We start from the raw sequence: 23,802 nt of genomic DNA on the forward strand, positions 1-23,802 counted from the left end.
TTTCCCAATGAAACCAGTACTTGCAAAAGAGAACATTCATCTCAACCAATCTGCCGCATCACAAGAAGAAGCGATCCGTCTTGCAGGAACGGCTCTTGTTGAATCCGGATATGTCACCGCGGACTATATAGAGAAGATGCTGGAGAGAGAAGGCATTACATCTACTTACATGGGAAACGCAATTGCCATTCCGCACGGTACAGAGGACAGCAAGCAAAATGTTCTTCACTCAGGCATTTCCGTCATTCAAATCCCTGACGGTGTTGAATACGGCAGCGGAAATACTGCAAAAGTGGTTTTTGGCATTGCAGGGAAAAACGATGAACATCTCGAGATCTTGTCAAAGATCGCAATCGTCTGCTCTGAAACGGACAATGTCGAGCGGTTAATCAACGCTAAAGACAAAAACGAATTAATGGCGGTTTTTGAAGAAGGTGGCCAGCTATGATCGCCTTGCATTTTGGAGCGGGCAATATCGGCCGCGGATTCATCGGAGCTCTGCTCTGCAAATCGGGGTATGAGGTCGTGTTTGCTGATGTGAATGAAAGCATCATCAATGAACTGAACGAAAAGCGGCGGTATACCGTCGAATTGGCTGACACAGCCCGGGAGACGGAAACGATCGGTCCTGTCCGGGCGATCAACAGCGGCAAACAGCTTGAAGAGTTATATGAAGTGATTGAGAAAGCGGATCTCGTGACAACGGCTGTCGGCCCGTCAGTGCTCAAGCTGATTGCGAAACCGATAGCTGACGGCCTGAAAAAGCGGCTTAAAACGAACAAGCATCCTCTTCATATCATCGCCTGTGAAAATATGATCGGCGGCAGCGGTCATTTGAAAGAGGAGATTTTCAGCCATTTAACAGAAAATGAGCGTCTCGCACTAAGCGGACTCGTTGAATTTCCGAATTCCGCAGTAGACAGAATTGTGCCGATTCAGCATCACGAAGATGTGCTGAAAGTAACGGTTGAACCTTTCTTCGAATGGGCTGTCGACAAAACCGCATTCATCGGTGATCCACCCGAAATTCAAGGGGTAACATATGTATCCGATCTTGCACCTTTCATTGAAAGAAAGCTGTTTACCGTCAATACCGGCCATGCCCTGGCGGCATATGCCGGTTATCAAAAGGGGCTCAAGACGATAAAAGATGCGATTCAACATCCTGAGGTTCGCCAGACCGTTGTCGGTGCGCTTGAAGAAACAGGACGGTACCTGATTCAGACATACGATTTTACAAGGGAAGAGCATCAAAGCTATGTGCAGAAAATTCTCGGCCGCTTTGAAAATGAATGTCTGTCAGATGATGTTGCACGTGTGGCAAGGTCGCCGCTTCGCAAGCTGGGTCAGAACGACCGCTTGATCAGCCCCGCTCAAAAGCTGAGCAAGCTCGGAGATGAATCAGTCCATTTAGCGGAAGGAATTGCACTGGCTTTGCAATTTGATCATGCAGATGATCCGGAAGCCGTTCAACTGCAAAGCATGATCGATGAAAAAGGCTATGAGGACGTGCTTCATGAAGTATGCGGCCTGCAAGCGAATGACCCTTTGTTTTCATTGGTTTTGAAGCATTTGTAAAAGCCGGCGGTCAGGGGGGCCGGATGAAAACAGAAAACAGCCGAATGAAGAAGATGAAACACACGCAATCTAATGTAGAAGCATCAGCCGCCAGCTGGTGCTTCTCATCTTGGTATATATATTTATCAAATTTTATAAAAAAATTTATTAGTTTGATTTGAAGGTTTTCTGTAAGCATTTTATTATAGGGATACCACCTTTCCCCAGCAGCCCCTTTAAACCTGCGAAAATGATAATCACCGGAGGCGGCGCTTTATGTATATGACAGCAAGGGAACAAAAACTCATCAAATATCTTTTAAACCAAAACCGTTATGTGAAAATCAATGAAATCGCTGAATATATTGAAGTCAGCACAAGAACGGTTCACCGTGAGCTGAAAGGGGTTAAATCCGCCCTGGAAAAGTATCAGCTGAAGCTTGATAAACAGCCGGGCAAAGGTTTAAAGCTTGTCGGAGCTTACAAAGACAAACAGCGGCTTTTCAGCGATCTTACTTATGAAAGTCATGTTGAATACAGCGCTGATGAGCGAAAGCTGCTGATTCTGTGTGCGATGCTTGAAGCAGGGGAACCGATCAAGCTTTATACGATCGCCAACGATTTGCAGGTGACTGCCGCAACGATCAGCCATGACCTCGATGAGCTTGAGAATTGGATCGCCCCGTTCGGTCTTTCCCTTATCAGAAAGAGAGGCTATGGCATTGAACTGAGAGGCCCCGAAGACGCCAAACGAAAAATCGTCGGCAATCTAATGGCGGACAAGCTTGATGTGCAGCAGTTTTTGGAAACCATTGAAATGAATATAAAAGGCAAAAACCAGACAGCGGAAAAAATCTTCGGCGTTGTCAGCAGAGGAAAACTGCTCAAGGCGGAAAAAACGTTGTTTCATATAAAAGAAAAGCACGGCCTCTCGCTTTCTGACAGTGCATATATCGCCCTGGTCGTCCATTTGACGTTTGCAGTCGAACGAATCCAGCTTGGCGAAGTGATTAATATGAATGAAGAAGAACTGAAAGAACTGAAAAACACAAAAGAATTTGAGCTGGCGCTTGCGCTTGCAAAATCTCTTGAAGAAGCATTCCGCGTCAAGATTCCCGAAGCAGAGGCCGGCTATATTACGATGCATCTCAGAAGCGCAAACCGAAGCTTTAAAACGGACTACAGTGCGGAAGAGATTGAGCTCGACACCGCTCTTCGAACGAAAAAGCTGATTGATTTCATTTCCTGCAAGACAGGGCAGAGCCTCAATGACAATCATTCGCTTTATGAAGGATTGATCGCCCATCTTGAACCTGCCATGATTCGCATGAAAGAAAAAATGTCGGTCTACAACCCGTTGACAGAGCAGATTAAAAAGGACTATTTTCTCTTATACATGGCAATCGAGGAAGGCGTCGAAAAGTTTTTCCCGGAAATTCATTTTCCTGATGAAGAAATTGCATTCATCGCTCTTCATTTTGGTTCTGCACTCGAAATGAATAAACAAAAAATAAACATCAGTGCGCTTGTCATCTGTTCAAGCGGGATCGGCTCATCGAAGATGCTCGCGTCAAGGCTGAAAAAAGAGCTCCCTGAAATCGCATCGTTTGAGATTTCTTCGCTGATGGAGCTGAAGACAAAAAAAGCCGAAGCATATGACATCATTGTCTCAACCGTGCCGATTCCATATGAAGGAATCGATTACGTCACCGTCAGCCCGCTGCTTGATGAAGAGGATGTCAAACAAGTTAAACATCAGTTGACTCGAAAGATCCCGCTGATTCTTAAGAAAAAACGAACGGCACAAAAACAGCGGGAGCCGTTTCCGGATATGCTGGACATCGCCCGGAAAATCGATCATTATGCAGCGGCGATTCAAGACATCTTAAGCCACTTTGCAGTTGAAGTGCTGGAGACCGAAGGCAGCCATGAAAATACGGTAAGGCACATTTGCCGGATGCTTGAAGAACAAGGCTTGATTACAGATGCCCGGCAGATGGCCGAAGGACTGTTAAAACGAGAAACACAAGGAGGACTCGGAATCCCCGGGACGTCTTTCGCCTTGTTTCACTTAAAAAGCGAAGCGGCGGCTCTTCCGTTATTCAAAACGGTTGATCTGACAAAGCCGTATGAGATCAGAGGGATGGACGGGAACGTCATGAAGATGTCGCGGATGCTCATCATGCTTGCTCCAGATGACCTGTCTCCCGAAGGATCTGAAATATTAAGTCTCATCAGCTCTTCGATTATTGAAAGCGATGAAAGTATACGTGCGTACCAGACCGGAGATGCCGGCCAGCTTTACAGCAGGCTGAATACACTGTTTCATAAATTCATACAGGATAAAGAGTGGTGAAAACCCCGGAACATCTTCCGGGGTTTTGCTGTTTTAGGCATACGGACATGTTTAAAAAGAAAAATCGGCGGTTAAAAGGAAAGTAGCATTCGCAAAAGGGAGGAATTAATGATGGATTTACGCAATCGGCAAACGGATGGACAGCCGCCGCAGACGCAAGACCGCCAGCCCGGGATCGAGAGCGTGATGAATCCGCGTCCGATTTACGAAGATGAAAACCATAAAGGAACGGATAAGCTTAAAGGAAAAGTCGCGCTTATTACAGGCGGCGACAGCGGGATCGGCAGAGCCGTCGCAGTCGCTTATGCCAAAGAAGGCGCGGACATTTCAATTGTGTACTTGAATGAACATGAAGACGCTCAGGAGACAAAAGCACGGATTGAAAAAGAAGGCGTCAAATGCCTTCTGCTTCCTGGAGATGTCGGGGATGAAGCGTTCTGCAATGATGCCGTCGAACAGACCGTCAAGGAATTGGGAAGGCTCGATATTCTTGTCAACAATGCGGCTGAACAGCATCCGAAAGACAGCATTAAAGAGATATCCGGCGAACAGCTGGAACAAACTTTTAAAACCAATTTCTATTCGTATTTCTACTTTACAAAAAAAGCGATCGATTATTTAGAACAGGGCAGCGCCATCATTAATACAACATCGATCAACCCTTACCGGGGAAATCCGCAGCTGATCGACTATACAGCGACAAAAGGCGCGATCAATGCCTTTACACGGTCAATGTCTCAAGCGCTTGTTAAAGACGGCATCCGCGTCAATGCTGTTGCACCGGGACCGATTTGGACGCCGCTTATTCCGTCCACTTTCAGCGCTGAGGAAGTCGCAACCTTTGGCACTGATACACCGATGGGGCGCCCCGGCCAGCCCGTGGATCATGTCGGCTGCTATGTGCTTTTGGCATCTGATGATTCTTCTTATATGACAGGACAGACTCTCCATGTGAACGGCGGAGACTTTATTACGACATAAAAGGGGGAAGCTCGAGCGAAGGTGTTATTCAATACGACGGACTGATGGCGCAAAAAGAAAACATCCAAATGATGGACTGTGGCTTCAATAAACTGAACAAGCCGGGGCTTCAGTTGTTCGTTTATGTCAATACAGACCTCTGCTGTGCCATTCCCTGAACAAATTTGTCTTGAACAACGCCATTCCTCTATAAATGAATAAGGGGAAAGAAAAGACATTCAGATGATGTAGGAAGGAGAAAAAACAGACATTCCCGCCGTCCTGCCGCCTGAAGAAGACATGGATCATGTCGACGCCTGGCACGAATTCCAGCTGTCGCCCGGCGAACAGTACACCATTCCCCAAACACAAAGCATTGATCCAAAGCCGGCAGTGAAGACGCGGTTTTCTTAAGGCAGGCACGGATGACTACGAGAATGTAGCGGATGGGAGCATTTCTCATTCGCTTTTTTCTTTCCGATCGAAAACATCAAAACCGATGAAGTGTTGGCAGCCGGTGTCAGCAAAATGAAACCCGACTCCGTTCATTAGAATCGTTTTTGCAGCTTTTAAGCGGTTCGAACGAAACGAATAGACGCGTTCCCCGTTTAAGAAAGCCGGTTCAAGTTTTTGTTTTTTGCCGGCTATGGTTCCGAGACGGGCAATATCTGGTGCGGCGTCTCCCGAAAATTCAATTCCGATGATCCGGTTATCGCGGTCAAGGTCAGCCATCAAAGCCGTCTCTCCGATATCCTCAGTGGTGACAGGATCCGTGTGCTTTTCTGTCATATAAATGTAGCCCATCTCAGCTTCATCATCATATGTAATCAAAATCATGTCATCACTCCATTCAATTGTTTAATATACCGGACATTGTGGAAAAGTAACAGTGGACACAATGAAAAGGAGGGACCTTACAATGGATCAGCAGCAAATCAAACAAAAGGTGCTCGATATTCTCGATCATCATAAAATCGGTACGCTTGCAACAGTTGAACAGGGAAAACCCAATTCCCGCTATATGACCTTTTTCCACGACGGGATGACGCTTTATACACCGACAAGCGATGAAACGCACAAGGCGGAAGAAATTGACGACAATCCGAATGTCCATGTGCTGCTAGGGTATGACGGCGAAGGTTTTGGCGATGCGTATCTTGAAATCAAAGGTACGGCAAAATTGAACCACTCAAAAGAATTAAAGGATCAAATCTGGCATGAACAGCTTGAGCGCTGGTTTGACGGCAAAGATGATCCAAACCTGTCCGTGCTTGAGATTCACCCTTCAGAAATCCGGCTGATGAATGAAGGGGAAAGCACACCGGTGACCCTTGATTTGTAGAAAACTGTGTTGAACAGTTTGTCATATAGGGAGAACTGTAGTATAATACAAAATAGGAACACGCAAAGGGCAAATAAATGTAGATGGAAAGTAAACTTCTTTTTTCTTTCTTAGAAGATGCTTATTCTCTTCCTCTGACCGCCCCTAACAGGATAGAGGGAAAAAAGACTTTTTGTTTCACAATTCACACTGGCGCGGCTTCGGAGCCGTAAGGACGAATGAGAGGTAGGGCTTTCGTTGTCTTGTATCAGAAATTCCATGGTGTTTACTTTCACTCGGAAAGATAGATGCTGATCTTACGAATTTTAAATCATCCGCAGTTTCAGCGGACCCTTATCATATAGGATTTATTTGCTCGAATAAAAGAATAAGACAAAAAAACCGCTTTGGCATCTGCTAAAGCGGTTTTTCAAATGAACGCAACATTTGCCCTCATGAAACAGTCTAATTTGTAGACTGGAGGTCTCGAATGTGGATGTTTTATCATCTAAAGTCCTGTTGATTTTTTGTTTTTTATTGCTGATACACTCTATTGAAACATTGGCGTATGCAGCCCGGCTGTCCGGCGCCAAGGTCGGGTTTATCGCCTCGGCCCTGTCCTTGTTTAATGTGATGGTGATCGTGTCGAGAATGTCCAATATGATTCAGCAGCCTGTGACCGGAAAGCTCGTTGATGTGGCAGGTACGGATGCTCTCTCACTCGTAGGACAGCAGTTTCGGTTCTTAATCTTCGGCTCAACCGTCGGCACGATTTGCGGAATGCTGCTTCTGCCGACGTTTGTCGCTGTTTTTTCGCGGGCGATCATACATTTAGCCAGTGAAGACGGTTCTGTTTTGCAGGTTTTCCGAAAGGCGTTTTCGAAAAACGGCCTGAAAAACGTCAAACAATATGTGAAAAGACCGACCGTGCAATATGTAAAAGGCTTTCAGCTCCGCTTTATACCGAAACGGCTGTTCGTTTTAAACATGGTGATCACAGCCATTTATACTATCGGTGTGCTGGCCGCTCTTTACGCTGGAGTTCTCGTTCCTGAAAGGCATACGACGGCAGTGATGGCATCGGGACTTGTAAACGGGATCGCGACCATGCTCTTGGCCCTGTTTGTCGATCCGAAGGTTTCGGTTCTTGCAGATGACGTGGCCAAAGGGAAACGGAACTATGTCTATTTAAAGTGGGCTTCGATTACAATGGCGGTATCAAGAGTGGCAGGAACAGTGCTTGCCCAACTTTTATTTATACCTGCCTCTTACTATATCGCATGGATGACCAAATGGATGTAGCTGGTTTTTGACGAAATGATTATAAAACGATATTTTTGATTTCTTTATGAAAGTTAAGGGATCTATAATCATTCCTTTTCATCAAGCATAGACGTTTTTGGCTTTCTTATATTAATTGCCGGCAGTTTCATCCTGTGATAGTCTTATTTGTGGCGGTGATAAAAGTGGAGAGGGAAAGAGCTGGAAAACCAAAGAGAAAAAGACGAAAAATCATAAAGCGTCTGTTTACATTAACCTTGCTGTTTGTCATAGCTGTTGCAGGCTATGTCTTTTATGAATACAGGCAAGGACTGTCTGAATCTGAGGGCGAATTTAAAGACGACGGCCAGTTTGAATTTAACGGAGAAGGTTCAGATGTTGATGAAGTGAATATTCTCGTGCTCGGTATTGATTCAAGAGGGGAAGACCATTCAAGGTCAGACTCGATGATGGTTGTTCATTACAACAAGAAACAGAAGCAGCCCAAATTGATTTCGATCATGAGGGACAGCTATGTCGACATCCCGGGCTATGAAAAGCAAAAAATCAATGCCGCATATGCTTATGGGGGCCCGGAGCTTGTCCGTAAAACGCTCAAGGACAACTTTGATTTGGATATTAACTACTATGCTGTCATTGATTTTAACGGCTTTTCCAAAATCGTCGATGCAATTGCGCCTGACGGCATCGAAGTCGACGTTCCGAAAAGAATGTCCTATGGCATCGGGATGACTTTGGAGCCGGGCAAACAGGTTCTTCACGGCGATAAACTGCTGGGCTACGTCCGTTTCAGACATGATGCAGAAAGCGATTTTGGACGGGTCAGGAGACAGCAGGAAGTCTTTTCAAAGCTTGAAAAAGAAGCGGTGAGCGTCGGAAATATCGCTCAGCTTCCCAAGCTGTGGGGGATCATTGATCCTTACATTGAAACAAACCTACCGAACGGGTTGTTATTCTCAGTCGGAAAAGACTTTATTTTAGGAAGCGTAAAAGAAACGAAAAGCTTCAGACTGCCTGTTGACGGTTCGTTTACAAATGCGGACGATCCCAAGTATGGAGCGGTATTGGATTTGGACCTTGAAAAAAACAAAGAAGAACTAAAGACTTTTTTAGAAGATTCATAAACAGACGATCCGCCGTATCTTTCGGCGGATCGTCTATTTATTTATCGTATTTTTTTAATCCTCGGTCATAAAGAAAATTACCGAATGGTACAAATGCGACGATAAAGCCGGCAGCCGGCCATTTCAGAGACCACCTCAACACAAATGTCGCATACAAAAGAACAAGCAGATATATAATAAATAATCCGCCGTGAAGCGAGCCGACAATCGTGACGGCCATCGGATAGCCCGCCCAGTATTTAAGGGGCATGGCGACAAAAAGCAGGATAAGCAGTGACATGCCTTCAATAAAACCCATCGTGCGAAGACGTCCAATTGGCGTTTGCAGCATGAAATACCTCCTGTAGCTCATATTCTTCCTTTATACTATAAACTAAAAAGGGACAAATATGACAGGTTTTTCTCATGTATTTAAGTTTGCGCCGGAATCTTCATTAATGCCCCGAAATATTGCTGGGCCGTCGTAAAACAAATAAAGGCTGTCAATTCGGCTATTTCTTCTTCTGAAAAAACTTCTTTGAGAACGTCAAACTGCTTGTCTGAAATGCGCTCCCTCTGCGCCAAAAACACTTCTGCAAATCCCATCGCAAAGCTTGTTTTCTCCTGATTAGGGATAGCAGGCTTCCCCTTGGCCTTGCAATATTCACAGCCGTTCCCCTGAGCAAGCACCCTGCGCACCTGCTCCTTTAATTCTTTTGATAAAAAACCGTCTCCTGCCAGCACCTCAGCCAAAGCCGTCCAGCTTGACAGAAGGCTTTCAGAATACCCAAGCAGCCGCTGAAACGGAGTGTTTCCCTTTTCTGAAGGATTGATTCTTGTCATTTGCTGATCACCTCTCCATAATGATATCTAAGAGAGTGATGAATATGAATGTCGAATAAAAGGATTTCTAAGGGGATATTTAAAAGATGAAACGAAATGAAGGTAATAACATTGCAATTGAAAATAGATGATCTTGATCTTAAAATCATAGCCGAATTAAAAAAAGACAGCCGCCTGTCCATGCGGGAGCTTGGCAGAAAAGTCAGCCTCTCCGCACCATCTGTAACAGAAAGAGTCAGGCGCCTCGAATCGTTCGGCGTGATCAAACAATATACGTTGGACATTGATTACCCGAAAGTGGGCCTCCCCGTCTCCTGCATCATTGAAGCTGCAGTGAAAAACGGAGAATACGACAGATTTAAAACCTATATCGAAAGGCTTTCCAATATCGAATTTTGCTACCGGATTGCGGGGGCGGCCTGTTATATGCTGAAAATCAACGCGGAAAGCCTGGCGCAGATTGAAGAGTTTATCAACGAAACTTCCGCATACGCCCAGACCGTGACACATGTGATTTTTTCTAAAATCGAAACAAAGGAATCATGAACATTAGAGTTGCATTGTTTTTATCTGTTATAATAAAAGGATGCATGAACAAGAAAGTGATGTGATGGACTTGTCAAAAACAGTCGTTTTAGCAGAAAAACCTTCAGTCGGCCGGGACTTGGCCCGTGTGCTGAAGTGTCATAAAAAAGGAAATGGATATCTTGAAGGGGACCGCTACATTGTGACATGGGCGCTCGGCCATTTGGTCACCTTGGCCGACCCTGAAGGATATGGAAAGGAATTTCAGTCATGGCGCCTTGAAGACCTGCCGATCATCCCTGAGCCATTAAAGATTGTCGTCATTAAGAAGACCGGGAAGCAGTTTCAGGCGGTCAAATCGCAGCTGATCAGAAAAGATGTCAAAGACATCGTCATTGCGACAGATGCGGGGCGGGAAGGCGAGCTTGTCGCCCGCTGGATTATTGAAAAGGCGAAAGTGAACAAACCGCTGAAGCGGTTATGGATCTCATCTGTGACAGACAAAGCGATAAAAGAAGGCTTTAAAAACTTAAAGAGCGGCAAGGAATTTGAAAACCTGTATCATTCAGCCGTGGCAAGAGCTGAAGCCGACTGGATTGTCGGCATTAACGCAACAAGGGCGCTGACGACGAAATTCAATGCCCAGCTTTCCTGCGGCCGCGTGCAGACGCCGACATTGGCAATGATCGCGAAAAGAGAGGAAGACATCAAGAACTTTAAACCGGTTCCTTATTTCGGCCTGCGCGCCGCCGTTGACGGCATGTCGCTGACATGGCAGGACAAAAAAACAAAGCAGACACGTACATTCAATGAATCTGTGACATCCCAGCTCGCAGGAGCGCTCCAAGGCAAACCGGCCGTGATTTCCGACTTGAAGAAAACGGCGAAAAAAAGCTTTGCGCCCGGCCTCTATGATTTAACAGAACTGCAGAGGGACGCCCATAAACGCTTCGGTTTTTCCGCGAAAGAAACGCTGTCCGTTCTCCAGAAGCTTTACGAACAGCACAAGCTTGTCACCTATCCGCGGACAGATTCAAGATTTCTTTCAAACGACATTGTCCCGACGTTGAAAGACCGCTTGGAAGGGATGCAGGTCAAGCCGTACGCCCAGCATGTGACCCGAATTTTGAAGCGCGGCATTAAAGCAGGCAAAAGCTTTGTCAATGATGCGAAAGTTTCCGATCACCATGCGATCATTCCGACGGAAGAGCCGCTTGCGCTCGGCGCTTTAAGCGACAAAGAGAGAAAGCTTTACGACTTGATTGCCAAGCGTTTCCTCGCGGTATTGATGCCTCCGTTTGAATATGAAGAAACAAAGGTGTTTGCTGAGATCGGCGGAGAAACCTTTACGGCAAAAGGAAAAACCGTTCAGTCCCAAGGCTGGAAAGCGGTATATGATCATGTGGATGAAGATGATGACGAGGAAGAAAAAGATCAAACCCTTCCAAAGCTCGCAAAAGGTGATACACTCTCTGTCCGGTCTTTGACAGAGACAAAGGGAGAAACAAAGCCGCCTGCGCGCTTTAATGAAGGAACGCTCTTGTCGGCAATGGAAAATCCGGCCGCATTTATGCAGGGAGAAGAAAAAAATCTCGTCAAAACGCTTGGAGAGACAGGCGGACTCGGAACGGTCGCAACACGGGCCGACATTATCGAGAAGCTTTTCAATACGTTCCTGATCGAGAAAAAAGGAAAAGATATTTTCATCACCTCAAAAGGAAAACAGCTCCTTGAACTTGTCCCGTCAGATTTAAAATCTCCGGCGCTTACCGGCGAATGGGAGCAGAAGCTGTCAGGCATTGCAAAAGGCAAGCTGAAATCCGCTGCGTTCATTAAGGAAATGAAAGAGTATGCGAAGCAGACGATCAAGGAAATCAAGAGCAGCAATCAAAAATTCAAGCATGATAATGTTACGGGCACGCACTGCCCAGACTGCGGAAAACTGATGCTGAAAGTAAACGGGAAGCGCGGCACAATGCTCGTCTGCCAGGACAGGGAATGCGGCCACCGCAAAACGGTTGCCAAACAAACGAATGCCCGCTGCCCGAACTGCCATAAACGCATGGAGCTGCGCGGCCACGGGGAAGGCCAGACCTTCGCCTGCGTCTGCGGCCACAGAGAAAAGCTCTCCGTTTTTGAAAAACGCAGGGGAAAAGACAAAAATGCAAAAGCAACAAAACGCGATGTACACTCCTACATGAAAAAGCAAAACAAGGATGAGCCGATCAACAACGCGCTCGCCGAACAGCTGAAAAAGCTGAAGCTTGATCAATAAAATCACGCAGCCTGCCGGAAACGGCAGGCTTTTTTATATTTGACCAATACTTACTTAGAATGAAGGAATTTTGCGGTGATCATTGTTGGGGCGGGTTCAATGGGAATGGCAGCGAGGTATTTTCTCGTCAAAAAAGGCGTCGATGTCCTCTTGGTTGATGCGTTTGATCCTCCGCACGAATTGGGAAGCCACAATGGCGATACACGGCCGATTAGGCAAGTTCCCGACGATTTTATTGGCTGCTTTGAAACAACGTCGGGCGTGTTGTTCAATCAAAATTGCATCGTGGCTTATCGAAAGCTGGCTGAGGCATACGGGGCCCGCTTTTTAATGAATACACGGGTTGAACAAATTGACCTGCGTGCAGATTCCGCTGAAATTGTAACGAAGTCCGGCCGTATCAGGGCTGACAAGCTGATTGTGACATCAGGCGCGTGGACGGGCAAACTTCTCAGTGACATGGGGCCGCGATTACAGCCCGTTCGCAAAGTGCTTGGATGGTTTGAAGCGGAAGAATCGCTTTATAATGGCTGCCGATTCCCGGTATTCTTTTTCGAACTTGGAGGGCCATTCCGCTATGGAACGCCGAGCCTCGGAGGGAGCGGAATCAAAATCGGCCGCCACGACGGAGGCCTAACGACAGATCCTGATATGACCAATCGGAGCTTTGGGGGCATATCCGTCTGACGAACAAGATTTTCAACAATTCATTCAAACCTACTTGCCAAAAGGTGTGGGACGATTTTCAAAAGGCGGAGTCTGCCTTTATACAAAATACCCTATGCACAAGCGGGAAATCATAGCAAATTGGCCAAAAGCCCGCCAAGGATACCATGTGATATTGGCTGTTCGAGATATGGCGGATAATAAAAACGCTTTCTATCAATCGATCGATATTCAACTAGTGAACCCATAAGTGTTTGGTGGAATCCCTTTGTTGAAAAAAGAACTTGTCAATGAAAATGTCGGGAATCTTCATGACATTTTCATACTTCTATTTGTCCTAGAAAGCCGTTCCCTCTATCATCTGAGTGGAGTTTGGCCTATTTTTCAATAGCGGTGTGTTTTTACTTTCTGGACTCCACGCATATCGCAGGTAGTGGAGTTCTTTGCTGTGGGCAAAACTGAGCTCGACGATTGCTGGCCGTACGGAACTGAGAAATAAGGGAAGAACACCTAAATGTACGTTACTTACCGATGTAAAGCACACCGTCGGTACTCCCGCGTGTATTGCGGTAAGTAAATCTACTAATTCCGCTGGGTAGGAAGGCCGAAAGCAGTTTCGGGATGTGGAAAGTGAACGCTAAATTTGTCCACCGCCCACAAGCTCAGAATGTACCTCTAGACCCTAAGTAGGAGCAAGAAACAAACTCGACAGCTTCCTTTCTGTCCTCAAGACGAATTTTTTGCCATCCCTCTATGTAAAAACATGTTAAGTTCGTCACTCTTTCATCGCCTGATCAAAGGAATCAGTTGTTTTCAAAATCCTTGATTCTACCCAATTAACCGGGTTGGTTAGTTTGGCTATGTTTTTCCTCCTTTAGTGCTTGATTAAGTTGTGATAGTGGACCTTCAAAGATACTAGTACAGAGATCTTGATAAAGGGCTATTTCATTTCCAAATACCTCTCGGGATTTACGCAGCAGTTCGATGAATACGGACTTATCCCTCACCGATTCGTCCAACGATCCAACTGCTTCAGCTAGTGCAGCACGAGCCCTCATTGCTTGGTGGTTGACGGATTGGACGTCCCAATACACATCCGGTGTTCCAGAACTAATCCGTGCTAGTAGTGCAAGCATAGTTGCATGCGGAGGGGGTGCAAGGGAACTAAGTTTTGCAATGTCAACATCTAATTCTGCGAGCGCCAATCCAAAGGTGAGTATCGCTGAATGAGTGAGTGCCTGCATAGCCGCGACCAATTGATCATGCTCCTCAGCTTCTAATAGCACCGGACGTCCTTTCCAATCTAAAATCATCTGAATCAAATGACTTCCTTTAGGCCCATCGTTTTGGACTATGACAGCTACCGGTCTACCCACGATACTAAGACTTGGAGCAAACATAGGGTTAAGACCTATGCTTTCAAAAGGCAAACCCAAAGAGTGTATTTTTTTAAATATGGGCGACTGTACCGAAAGAGTGTGCACAAAGAGAGAATCAGGCTTCATTAACGCCCCAACAACTTTTACTGCTTGAAGAGCTACGTTCTCTGGTAAAGCGAGCATCACCATGTCCGCCTTCTGGATCATATCTTTGGCCTGTGGAGTCGGAACAGTGATGTCACACTTCTTGAATTGTCGACTAACGGAAGGAGGATTCATATCGATAATACATACTTCAACACCAGATCCTTCAAGGAGGCCTGCAAACATCCCGCCAACACCACCAGCTCCTCCCACAATAACACACTGCCTTATTTCCTGACTCATCTTGAACCTCCCACTGCAGAGACTTCCGCTGCTGCGATAGCTGAGACCATAGCTCGCGCTTTAACCTGAGTTTCTTTGAACTCCTCTTCTGGATCTGACAATGCTACGATGGCTCCTCCGACACCAAAAGTCGCTTTGTCATCGGTAACAACAACTGTACGAATAACAATACTAAGATCCGCAGCGCCACTCAGTCCAAACCAGCCGAGGCTGCCCGAGTAGACACCGCGAGGGCCGCTCTCGAGTCGGTCTATGATTTCCATCGTCCGAATTTTCGGAGCACCAGTCATCGAACCACCTGGAAAAGCAGCACGGACGCAATCAACCGTTGATTTGTCTGGACGTATAGTGCCACGAATAGTCGAGATCAACTGGTGGACGGGAGCATACGTTTCTACATCGAACAGCTTAGGTACATGAACAGATCCAATTTCACAAACAGTGTTAAGGTCATTACGGACTAAGTCAACGATCATTAAGTTCTCTGCGAGATCTTTTTCTTGACTTAGTAACTCATTTCGTAATTGATTATCTTCAGCAGAAGTCCTACCTCTCATACGGGTACCCTTGATCGGTTTGGACTCAACGATACGATCAGTACCGATTGAGAGGAACCGTTCCGGAGAGGCACTCAGTACTGCCGCATCCGCAAAGTTTAAAAATGCCCCATAGGGCACCGGACTGATTCTTCGCAGGTGTGTATAAGTAATCCAAGGGTCTATAGGGGTATAAACAGTGGCGGAATTAGTCAAGCATATCTCATAGGATTCCCCATTACGAATTTCTTCTAAGCAATTGTTGATCAGTTGAAGATAAGATGGTCGGTTATGACGAAACTCGATTGGGATATTGTGGTCTGGCACGGACGTAAGTACTGAATCCTTGTCAAAATCATTTGCTGCAACAGGAATTTCATTCAAGATTTGCTCTGTAGCATTTAGCCAGTTGATTGCTTGCTTATCCTCATCCCCAGTCGAAAGACACAACAGGTAAGCTTCCTGTTCAAGATGATCAAAAACAAGCATGCGGTCAACGAAAAGCAGGGCCGCATCTGGAATCTCAGATTGATACCGGTTACTCCCACAAGTTTCAGCTTTTAGCTCATAGCCAATGTAACCCACATAGCCGAGATTGAAGTCAAAGGGAAGGCCTTCCGGAGTAGATGTTGCTCGACGGCGGATTTGCTCATCAAGATAATCATAAAATGACTGTTGAATGAACTCCGTCTCTTGACCCGAACGTTGTACTTTTACAACACCCTCTGCTACTTTATAGGTAATATATTCAGCATTCTCTCCGGTACCATCGCCAAGATATGAAAATCGTGACAAGCCTTCGATGACACTACTACTGTCAAGCCAGAATCCATGAGGTGCATCAGCAAATAGTGTCTGGTAACTTGACTGAGCGTCAGGAAATCCCGATAATTTTCGAAAATGAATCTGGTAGAAATCATTTTTAGAATTAGAAGGCTCCTCTAAGTCGGGAGACTGTCTTGATCGTCTAGTGCGCTTCGGAGTTAGGTCTCGAAAGTTGGCAAGCAACTCGTGCCCATAATGACTACAGATTGACTCGGGGTGGAATTGCACACCCCAAATCGGCAGATTGCGGTGGCGAAGCCCCATAATCAAATCATCTTTTGTCCACGCAATCGCTTCCACATCATCACCCAATTCAGTAACTATAAGGGAGTGATAGCGTACGACAGAGAACTCAGGAGGAAGCCCGTCAAAGATATCGATCCCTGAATGGTGAATGACTGATGTTCGTCCATGCATGGGCTCAGAAGCGTGGTTCACCTTCCCGCCAAACAAATGAGCTATGCCTTGATGTCCAAGGCAGACCCCGAGGACTGGCAACTTAGATTCTAGAATAACGGTTGTATTAATACCAAAGTCCTCAACCCGTTCCGGTCGACCAGGGCCTGGGGAGATAACGATGTTGTCAATCTCATCAATCGGTACTTGTGACCAGTCTACATCATTACGGACAACTATTGGCGGTCGGCCATTTACTTCGCCGATCATTTGATAGAGGTTGTAAGTAAATGAGTCATAGTTGTCAATTAGAAGTGTTTGTATCCCTGCCCCCATTAAACAATTCCTCCCTTTTTCTTTTTTGGTCGACTAGGCTTGAAGAAATTTCTTGCCTGCGATTTTCTGAGTTGTCAATTACTATATCCTCAACCCTGCACGTTTCAGAAATAATGAGCTCATAAAGGTTACGCAAAAACTCTTTACTTAAACCATTCTCGTCAGCGTATCGAGCTGCTCGTTCCTGGACAAAGTTAATTCGGTGCGGTTGCATCATCGGAATATTATACTCACGTTTGTACAACCCAATCCTAATGCAGCATTCTAAACGTGCTTTCAATGTATCCAACAATTGTTCATCAATACTATCAAGTTTTACACGCAGGCCCTCAAGCCCCTTTTCTATTTCTGATAACATGTAAATTCCTCCGATTCTACATTCTTTTGATAAAAGAGAGGGACTTTACCTCTTGACGATCCGCGTCTACCCTTTCCACCCAAAACTTAGACAGTCGAGGGTTATTAAGTATACGACTCATAAGATAAGAAGATTTGAGTGTTTCGACTATAGTTTCAGTGAAAATACCTAACAACCGAATCTCGAAGGTAGATGGCTTCCATAGCACTTGAAACTGACAATCTACAGCATTATGAATACCTAACGTGCCGAGGAGACTCAACAAGTTGATTGAGATACATTAATAGATAGACCAGCTCGTCCTTCTAAAATGGAGTAACCTTGATACACTGCCACATGACAGGTTGAAGTATGCAAACGCGCGGAATAACGCCATGCCAGAGTCGTTCAATGGTGTAACCACAACATCCTCGTGAACATCATGTGTTGAATCACCTACGTACGAGCACTGCTAACCAATCAGAGCAGGCTCATTGGATGAATAAGCCAGTGAACAAATGTTTAAATATAGAGAACAGCCGCGAGATTACACTTGTGATCCTCGAATACTACAAATTTTATAAAAGCAGATTATAACAAGTGTCGCCACGATCACCCTGTGTTTGAAGAAGGATTTAACAACCTTAACTTTAATCGAAGTTATGCAAATTCGGTTTGTTTATTGTTAAATTATAACTTGAAACCTAAATTGTAACAATTTAAATATTGCAAAAAATTTCAACACTTGTGTGAATGAACTGCACCCCAATTGTTAGACACCATCTAACAACGCTGCTTCAACTGGCTAGAATACCGTGCAGTAGGGGATCGAACATTTTAAAAAAGAACTCTGAGAGTATATTAATTACTGCAATCACAAACGGATTAAGATCAAATGAAAAGGCAGGAGTCCAGTACAACACCGGATTCATGCCAGTAAAACTGCTTCATGACGTTTTTTGGGGGGACCTGCTTGCCAAAAGGTGTGGGACGATTTTCAAAAGGCGGAGTCTGCCTTTATACAAGAACGGCTGACGAAGATTTCATCATTGATCAGCATCCAGAACATCCTCATGTTTCGATCACCGCCGGATTTTCCGGGCACGGCTTCAAGTTCAGCAGTGTGGCGGGGGAGATCTTAAGCGAGATGAGCACGGCTGGGAACACGAAGCATGATATTTCAATTTTCTCCTTACCAAAGGCTGCTTTGCAACAGCCGCTGTAGTGTTTTCTTCACTTTCGTCAGCATGCCGTATCACGTTTCCCGTCAGCGAAAAAGTGGTATGGATAAACAAAGGAGGACGTGATATGGCAAACAAAACCGCAGGAAAAATAGGGGCAGAGCTGCTGAAGGAATGGAATATTGATCATGTTTACGGCATGCCGGGGGACAGCATCAACGAATTTGTTGATGAATTGCGGCATGAAGAAAACAATCTCCGCTTCGTTCAAGTGCGCCATGAAGAAACCGCGGCTCTTGCTGCCGCGGCCGATGCGAAGCTGACAGGCAAAATCGGTGTCTGCCTTTCAATCGCGGGGCCCGGCGCCGTTCATCTGCTGAACGGGCTTTATGATGCAAAAGCTGACGGTGTACCTGTGCTTGCCATTGCAGGACAGGTATCTTCAAATGAAATCGGAAGGGATACATTTCAGGAAATCGGCCTTGAGAGGATGTTTGAGGATGTAGCTGTCTTCAATCAGCAGGTTCATTCGGCCGAAGCGCTGCCTGATCTTTTAAATCAAGCGATCCGCACCGCATACAGCCAAAAAGGGGTCGCCGTTCTGACCGTATCTGATAACCTGTTTGCAGAAAAGATCAAGAGGAAGCCGGTTTATACGTCCGCGCTTTATATTGAAGGAGATCTTTACCCGAAGCAAAGCCAGCTTATGCAGTGTGCGCAGCTGATCAATGAAGCGAAAAAGCCGGTTATTTTGGCGGGAAGGGGAATGAAATCGGCAAGGGAGGAACTGCTGGAGTTTGCAGATAAAGCAGCCGCCCCGATCATCATCACGCTTCCGGCAAAAGGCGCCGTCCCTGATCGGCATCCGCATATGCTCGGAAACCTCGGACACATCGGCACAAAGTCTGCATATGAAGCGATGGAGGCATGCGATCTTTTGATCATGCTGGGGACTTCATTTCCTTACCGTGATTATCTGCCGGAAGATACGCCGGCCATCCAGCTTGACAACAACCCGGCAAAAATCGGCAAGCGGTATCCTGTCACCGCCGGCCTTGTCTGTGATGCGAAGACCGGACTATTTGAACTGACGAAAACAATTGAACGGAAAACGAGCCGCTCATTTTTGGAAAGCTGTACAGAGCATATGAACAAGTGGCGATATCAAATTGAAAAAGATGAGCAGGAGGCGACATCACCGCTTAAGCCTCAGCAAGTGATCGCAAGGCTTGAAGATGCTGTCGCAGATGATGGGGTCCTTTCCGTTGACGTCGGAAACGTGACGGTCTGGATGACGCGCCATTTTAATATGACCAATCAGGATTTTCTTATATCAAGCTGGCTTGGCACGATGGGATGCGGCCTTCCCGGCGCTATTTCCGCAAAGCTTTCTTATCCGGAACGCCAGGTTGTAGCCGTATGCGGAGACGGCGGCTTCAGCATGTCCATGCACGATTTTCCGACCGCTGTCAAATATGATCTCCCGATTGTTGTCGTCATCTTAAATAATCAAAACTTAGGCATGATTCAATATGAACAACAGGAAAAGGGGCATCTTGAATATGCGACAGCGCTCGAAAACGTCGATTATGCCAAATTTGCCGAAGCATGCGGAGGGAAGGGGTTCAGCGTGACAAGGCATGAAGAACTCATTCCTGCCCTGAAAAATGCTTTTCAATCACAAGAACCGGCGATTATCGATGTGGCAATTGAAGACGAACCGCCGCTCCCCGGAAAAATATCCTATACACAAGCGGCAAACTACAGCAAATATATGATGAAGAAATTCTTTGAGAAAAAAGAACTTGACCTGCCGCCGTTAAAGAAAAGTTTAAAAAGGATATTGTAGTGAATGGCCAAGGGGCATAATGTTGCTTCCTTGGCTGTTTTTTATTTTTTGAAGATTCTGTTGATTTATCATTTCCGCATGTTAAAATCAGTATGGAAAATATAAGAAGGAGAGCGTAAGGCGCTTGTTTGTTTTTTCTTTTTGCATCAAAACCCATCTCATCATCTAAAAAAGAGAGAGGGGATATCCATATGCAGCGTAAATTTTCATTTCATTTTCAAAAAACGCTAAGCGCCGCTGTTATATTGGCGGCAGGATTGCTGGGTTCATCAATCATTCCTCAGCAGGCTTTTGCACATGGTTTTATTGAAAAACCCGGAAGCAGAGCGGCTTTGTGCAGTGAGGCTTATGGGCTGCTTAACTTGAATTGCGGAAGCGTGATGTATGAGCCGCAAAGCTTGGAAGCGAAAAAAGGGTTTCCGCAGGCAGGACCTGCCGATGGACAAATTGCGTCTGCGGGTGGATTGTTCGGCGGCATTCTTGATCAGCAAACCGGAGAACGCTGGTTTAAACATATCATGACCGGTGGAGAACATACATTTACTTGGAAATATACCGCCCCCCACAAAACCAGCCAATGGCATTACTATATCACCAAAAAAGGCTGGGATCCCAATCAACCGCTGGAGCGGGCCGATTTTGAGCAGATTGGAACAATTGAACATGACGGTTCGCCTGCATCGAATCATTTATCACATCAAATCTATGTACCTGAAGACCGCCAAGGATATCATGTGATATTGGCTGTTTGGGACGTGGCTGACACTGAAAACGCTTTCTATAATGTCATCGATGTTGATTTAGAGAATAAATAAAGCCCCGGTTGCTTGATCTGCTGATCAAAACGGTCTGGACATTCGTTTTGCATATGAGTGGGTTTTGGTGCAAACAGATCAAATGAAAATGAAAAAGCCTGTTCTTCGAAAAAATCGAAGCAGGCTTTAAAATTCGTGTATTTTACTTAGTTTAGTATAACCGGATTATTTCTTTTTCTTCATTGCCGCTGCTGTGAATGGAAGAAGGGTTCCAAACAGCATCGTGCCTCCAAAGAAATTGCCGAGATACGGCTGTCCGATCAAATAGCAGACAGCAAAAACGCCAGCAGCCAGTCCGATCATCACATAGCCCGGATAGAACCTTTTTTGAAAGCTCGTCCTTTGGGTAATCCGAAAAAATATCAGACCGATGATAAGCGGGACGATCCATAGGTAAAACAGGATAAATACTCTCATAGCCAAAACTCCATATTTTTTAATTTATCATACCAGATTGGGGCCGAAAATGCGTGTGACAAATTTCGGACTCATTTGCTGCGTGCGTCGTATTCTTCCTTTAGCAGACCGTAGACAAAATGATCGGCATAGTGATCATGGAGCCACTCGCATTGTCTGAGGCAGCCTTCCTTCGTAAATCCAAGTCTTTCGGGAATCGCCTGGCTTTTAAAGTTTTTTGTTGCGGCCCTGATTTCGATCCGGTTTAGCTCATATTCATTAAACAGCATATCAATCAGCCCCTGGCATGCTTTCGTCATCATTCCATTCCCCTGAAAAGACTTCCCAAGCCAGTAGCCGAGCGAAGTCGTACGGTTGATCCAATTGATATAGTGGAGGCCGATGATGCCGGCAAATTGATTTTGCTGCCAGATTCCGGCCTGAAAGCCGTTATTCGCGGCGGCCTGTTTCATACAATCTTCAATAAAGGCTTCGGTGTCTTCAAGCTTCTTTGTTCCGTCCACCCAATACAGCCAGTTTCTTAAATCATCCTTCGACTGCTGGATCTGCATATAGACACTAGGTGCATCTATCGGTTCGAGTTTTTTTAAGTAGAGGTCATCATCGATCTTCAGTTTGAACATCCATAATCCTCCTTTTCTTCAGTATAATATAAAAAAGCCGACCGAAGTCAGCTTTTTTAGCCGAAAAATGTATCGAAGATAAGGAAAATGTTCAGGGTGACGATCAGCACAGCGATGAGCCAAGAGACGGCTGTCACCCACTTCGCATTTTTGAGGCTTCCCATAATGCGCTTACTGCTTGTAAATAAGATGAGCGGGATGAGAGCGAAGGCGATCCCGAATGACAGGACGACCTGGCTCATAACAAGAGCATTTGTCGGATTGACGCCTGATGCAATGATGGCAATAGGCGGCAGAATCGTAATAAACCGTCTTAGATAAAGCGGAATCCGAAAATTGATAAATCCCTGCATGATGATATCTCCGGAAAGCGTTCCGACAGATGAACTGGATAAGCCCGCTGTTAAAAGCCCGATGCCGAATAAAACGGCGGCCAGCGGACTGACCATGCTGCTGAAGTGGCTGAAGGCCACATCCAAATCCTCGACAAAAATACCGTGTTTGAAAAACAATGCAGCAGCGACGATCAGCATGCTCGCATTGATAGCTCCGGCAATCAGCATGGCGATCAAAATATCTATAAATTCAAAACGGAAAATTTTCTTCTTCTCTGCTTCTGTTTTTCCGACTACTCTTCGCTGGGTGAGAGCGGAATGCAAGTAAATGGCATGCGGCATGACGGTTGCTCCCAAGATACCCGCCGCCAGCAGGATGCTGTCGGTTCCGTTAAAACGGGGAACAAACATGCCCTCCAAAACAGATCCGAGGTCAGGTTTTGCGAAAAAGGTTTGAAAGGCAAAGGCAATCACGACGATAAACAGCATTCCCGTAATCGCCGCTTCAAGCGGCCGGACGCCGCGTCTTTGCAGTTCCAGGATCGCAAATGACCCTGCCGCCGCAATAATGGACGCTTCAAGAAGCGGAATGCCGAACAGCAGATAAAGGCCGAGAGCCGCTCCGATAAATTCGGCAAGGTCTGTCGCAATGACGACAAGCTCTCCTTGAATCCACAAACCGACTGACACCGGTTTTGGAAATTCTTCTCTTGCGATTTCGGGAAGGTTTTTTCCAGTCGCAATGCCGAGCTTTGCGGATAATGATTGAATAAGCAGTGCCATGATATTAGAAAAAAGAATCACCCATAAGAGCAAATATCCATATTTGGAACCTGCGGCGATGTTCGTTGCAAAGTTGCCGGGATCGATATAAGCAATGGCTGCAATGAAAGCCGGCCCTAAAAAAGGAAGCAGCCTTTTGAATCCTCTGCTTTTTCCGTCTAGTGCATCTTGAGCTGCTTTAGATATTTGTGCGTGTCTGGATAGATCCTGACTGACCATATGATTCACCTAGATTCTCCGTTGTTTTTCCTTATACACAAAAGTTTCCTTAGTGCAAATTCCATATTCATCATATGCCCTTACATCCTAAATTGTCAACTATGTGATGCTATAGTTTATGCAGGAATTGTTTAGCGTAAACAAAAACCAGCATCGCTTCTGCGATGCTGGCTAATTTATGCTTCGGATCGGGAACCCATTCTTCCGCGGAAGATGAGGCTTAAAATAAAGACGAGAATCGCGGCGCCGATAATGGCCGGAAAGATGGCGAATCCCGCAATATCAGGCCCCCAGGTTCCGAACAGCCCGTGGCCGATCCAAGCTCCGATAAAGCCGACAACCATTGAGCCGATGATGCCGCCGGGAGCGCCATTGCCTCCGATTGCACCTCCGATTAAACCGATGACAATTGCAACGATTAAAGAAACGAGAAATCCCAACATTGTCATTCCACCCTCTTTCAATTGATTTATATTACGTGTTTAGCCTCTCTTTTGC

Annotated in this window: 22 protein-coding genes and 1 pseudogene; 13 read left to right on the forward strand and 10 right to left on the reverse strand. The window is 45.8% G+C overall.

Features of this window, described 5'->3' with window-relative positions:
- The first annotated feature begins 7 nt into the window (after positions 1-7).
- From BTA30_RS10605 to BTA30_RS10620, 4 genes are all read left to right on the forward strand, one after another.
- Positions 8-448, forward strand: coding sequence for a PTS mannitol transporter subunit IIA (locus tag BTA30_RS10605; protein WP_076761225.1), 441 nt, complete (start codon positions 8-10; stop codon positions 446-448).
- On the forward strand, positions 445-1,578 hold the full coding sequence (locus BTA30_RS10610) for a mannitol-1-phosphate 5-dehydrogenase (RefSeq protein WP_076761226.1): 1,134 nt from the start codon (positions 445-447) through the stop codon (positions 1,576-1,578). The genes BTA30_RS10605 and BTA30_RS10610 overlap by 4 nt, the downstream gene beginning before the upstream one ends.
- A 255-nt stretch (positions 1,579-1,833) precedes the next feature.
- Positions 1,834-3,912 (forward strand): BglG family transcription antiterminator, encoded by a 2,079-nt coding sequence (locus BTA30_RS10615; protein WP_076761227.1) that lies wholly within the window; start codon positions 1,834-1,836, stop codon positions 3,910-3,912.
- 111 nt (positions 3,913-4,023) lie between these two features.
- On the forward strand, positions 4,024-4,893 hold the full coding sequence (locus BTA30_RS10620) for an SDR family oxidoreductase (RefSeq protein ID WP_076761228.1): 870 nt from the start codon (positions 4,024-4,026) through the stop codon (positions 4,891-4,893).
- Positions 4,894-5,331: 438 nt separating this feature from the next.
- Here BTA30_RS10620 and BTA30_RS10625 read toward each other — a convergent pair whose 3' ends face one another.
- The gene (locus tag BTA30_RS10625) at positions 5,332-5,709 is read right to left on the reverse strand and encodes a DUF2283 domain-containing protein (protein ID WP_076761229.1); all 378 of its coding nucleotides are present in this window, start codon (positions 5,707-5,709) and stop codon (positions 5,332-5,334) included.
- Between the two features lie 82 nt (positions 5,710-5,791).
- Here BTA30_RS10625 and BTA30_RS10630 point away from each other — a divergent pair, with 82 nt between their 5' ends.
- The 3 genes from BTA30_RS10630 (at position 5,792) to BTA30_RS10640 (ending at position 8,598) form a co-directional block, all read left to right on the forward strand.
- Positions 5,792-6,214 (forward strand): pyridoxamine 5'-phosphate oxidase family protein, encoded by a 423-nt coding sequence (locus BTA30_RS10630; protein WP_076761230.1) that lies wholly within the window; start codon positions 5,792-5,794, stop codon positions 6,212-6,214.
- A 471-nt stretch (positions 6,215-6,685) separates the two neighbouring features.
- Positions 6,686-7,495, forward strand: coding sequence for a lipid II flippase Amj (gene amj / locus BTA30_RS10635; protein ID WP_076761231.1), 810 nt, complete (start codon positions 6,686-6,688; stop codon positions 7,493-7,495).
- Positions 7,496-7,659: 164 nt separating this feature from the next.
- Positions 7,660-8,598 (forward strand): LCP family protein, encoded by a 939-nt coding sequence (locus BTA30_RS10640; protein WP_411813150.1) that lies wholly within the window; start codon positions 7,660-7,662, stop codon positions 8,596-8,598.
- A 37-nt stretch (positions 8,599-8,635) separates the two neighbouring features.
- On the opposite strand, the gene BTA30_RS10645 is transcribed toward BTA30_RS10640, so the two are convergent.
- Complete coding sequence (locus BTA30_RS10645) at positions 8,636-8,929, reverse strand: DUF3817 domain-containing protein (RefSeq protein ID WP_076761232.1); 294 nt, start codon at positions 8,927-8,929, stop codon at positions 8,636-8,638.
- An 80-nt stretch (positions 8,930-9,009) separates the two neighbouring features.
- Positions 9,010-9,420 carry a carboxymuconolactone decarboxylase family protein gene (locus BTA30_RS10650; protein WP_076761233.1) on the reverse strand — a complete coding sequence of 137 codons (411 nt, stop codon included), beginning with the start codon at positions 9,418-9,420 and terminating at the stop codon, positions 9,010-9,012.
- A 117-nt stretch (positions 9,421-9,537) separates the two neighbouring features.
- Between BTA30_RS10650 and lrpC the strand changes: the two genes are divergently transcribed.
- The 3 genes from lrpC to BTA30_RS10665 all read left to right on the forward strand — a co-directional run bounded on the left by lrpC (position 9,538) and on the right by BTA30_RS10665 (position 12,907).
- Positions 9,538-9,966 (forward strand): transcriptional regulator LrpC, encoded by a 429-nt coding sequence (gene lrpC / locus BTA30_RS10655; protein ID WP_076761319.1) that lies wholly within the window; start codon positions 9,538-9,540, stop codon positions 9,964-9,966.
- A 70-nt stretch (positions 9,967-10,036) separates the two neighbouring features.
- On the forward strand, positions 10,037-12,220 hold the full coding sequence (locus BTA30_RS10660) for a DNA topoisomerase III (RefSeq protein WP_094777321.1): 2,184 nt from the start codon (positions 10,037-10,039) through the stop codon (positions 12,218-12,220).
- A gap of 75 nt (positions 12,221-12,295) precedes the next feature.
- On the forward strand, positions 12,296-12,907 hold the full coding sequence (locus BTA30_RS10665; RefSeq protein WP_076761235.1) for an FAD-dependent oxidoreductase: 612 nt from the start codon (positions 12,296-12,298) through the stop codon (positions 12,905-12,907).
- 815 nt (positions 12,908-13,722) lie between these two features.
- Here the strand turns inward: BTA30_RS10665 and BTA30_RS10670 are convergent.
- From BTA30_RS10670 to BTA30_RS10680, 3 genes are read right to left on the reverse strand one after another with little or no spacing between them, the layout of a single operon-like run.
- Positions 13,723-14,652, reverse strand: coding sequence for a prephenate dehydrogenase dimerization domain-containing protein (locus BTA30_RS10670; protein WP_076761236.1), 930 nt, complete (start codon positions 14,650-14,652; stop codon positions 13,723-13,725).
- The gene (gene pabB, locus BTA30_RS10675; protein WP_076761237.1) at positions 14,649-16,745 is read right to left on the reverse strand and encodes an aminodeoxychorismate synthase component I; all 2,097 of its coding nucleotides are present in this window, start codon (positions 16,743-16,745) and stop codon (positions 14,649-14,651) included. Before pabB ends, BTA30_RS10670 begins: the two co-directional genes overlap by 4 nt.
- Positions 16,714-17,103: a chorismate mutase family protein gene (locus BTA30_RS10680; RefSeq protein ID WP_076761238.1), complete on the reverse strand. Its 390-nt coding sequence runs from the start codon at positions 17,101-17,103 to the stop codon at positions 16,714-16,716. Before BTA30_RS10680 ends, pabB begins: the two co-directional genes overlap by 32 nt.
- 952 nt (positions 17,104-18,055) lie before the next feature.
- Here BTA30_RS10680 and BTA30_RS10685 point away from each other — a divergent pair.
- The 3 genes and pseudogenes from BTA30_RS10685 to BTA30_RS10695 all read left to right on the forward strand — a co-directional run.
- A complete protein-coding gene (locus BTA30_RS10685) occupies positions 18,056-18,307 on the forward strand; it encodes an FAD-dependent oxidoreductase (RefSeq protein WP_076761239.1) in 252 nt (83 codons plus the stop codon).
- Between the two features lie 83 nt (positions 18,308-18,390).
- Positions 18,391-20,112, forward strand: a complete 1,722-nt coding sequence (locus tag BTA30_RS10690; protein ID WP_076761240.1) for a pyruvate oxidase — start codon at positions 18,391-18,393, stop codon at positions 20,110-20,112.
- 191 nt (positions 20,113-20,303) lie between these two features.
- A pseudogene (locus BTA30_RS10695) lies at positions 20,304-20,921 on the forward strand (lytic polysaccharide monooxygenase auxiliary activity family 9 protein); the annotation flags it as partial.
- A 171-nt stretch (positions 20,922-21,092) separates the two neighbouring features.
- On the opposite strand, the gene BTA30_RS10700 reads toward BTA30_RS10695, so the two are convergent.
- The 4 genes from BTA30_RS10700 to BTA30_RS10715 form a co-directional block, all read right to left on the reverse strand.
- The gene (locus tag BTA30_RS10700; protein WP_076761241.1) at positions 21,093-21,344 is read right to left on the reverse strand and encodes a hypothetical protein; all 252 of its coding nucleotides are present in this window, start codon (positions 21,342-21,344) and stop codon (positions 21,093-21,095) included.
- A 71-nt stretch (positions 21,345-21,415) separates the two neighbouring features.
- Complete coding sequence (locus BTA30_RS10705) at positions 21,416-21,967, reverse strand: GNAT family N-acetyltransferase (protein WP_076761242.1); 552 nt, start codon at positions 21,965-21,967, stop codon at positions 21,416-21,418.
- A gap of 56 nt (positions 21,968-22,023) precedes the next feature.
- Positions 22,024-23,304: an Nramp family divalent metal transporter gene (locus BTA30_RS10710; RefSeq protein WP_076761243.1), complete on the reverse strand. Its 1,281-nt coding sequence runs from the start codon at positions 23,302-23,304 to the stop codon at positions 22,024-22,026.
- A gap of 176 nt (positions 23,305-23,480) precedes the next feature.
- Positions 23,481-23,747 (reverse strand): GlsB/YeaQ/YmgE family stress response membrane protein, encoded by a 267-nt coding sequence (locus BTA30_RS10715; protein WP_076761321.1) that lies wholly within the window; start codon positions 23,745-23,747, stop codon positions 23,481-23,483.
- Between the last annotated feature and the right edge of the window lie 55 nt (positions 23,748-23,802).

Origin of the sequence: Bacillus swezeyi (assembly GCF_001969815.1) — a bacterium.
Classification (GTDB): domain Bacteria; phylum Bacillota; class Bacilli; order Bacillales; family Bacillaceae; genus Bacillus; species Bacillus swezeyi.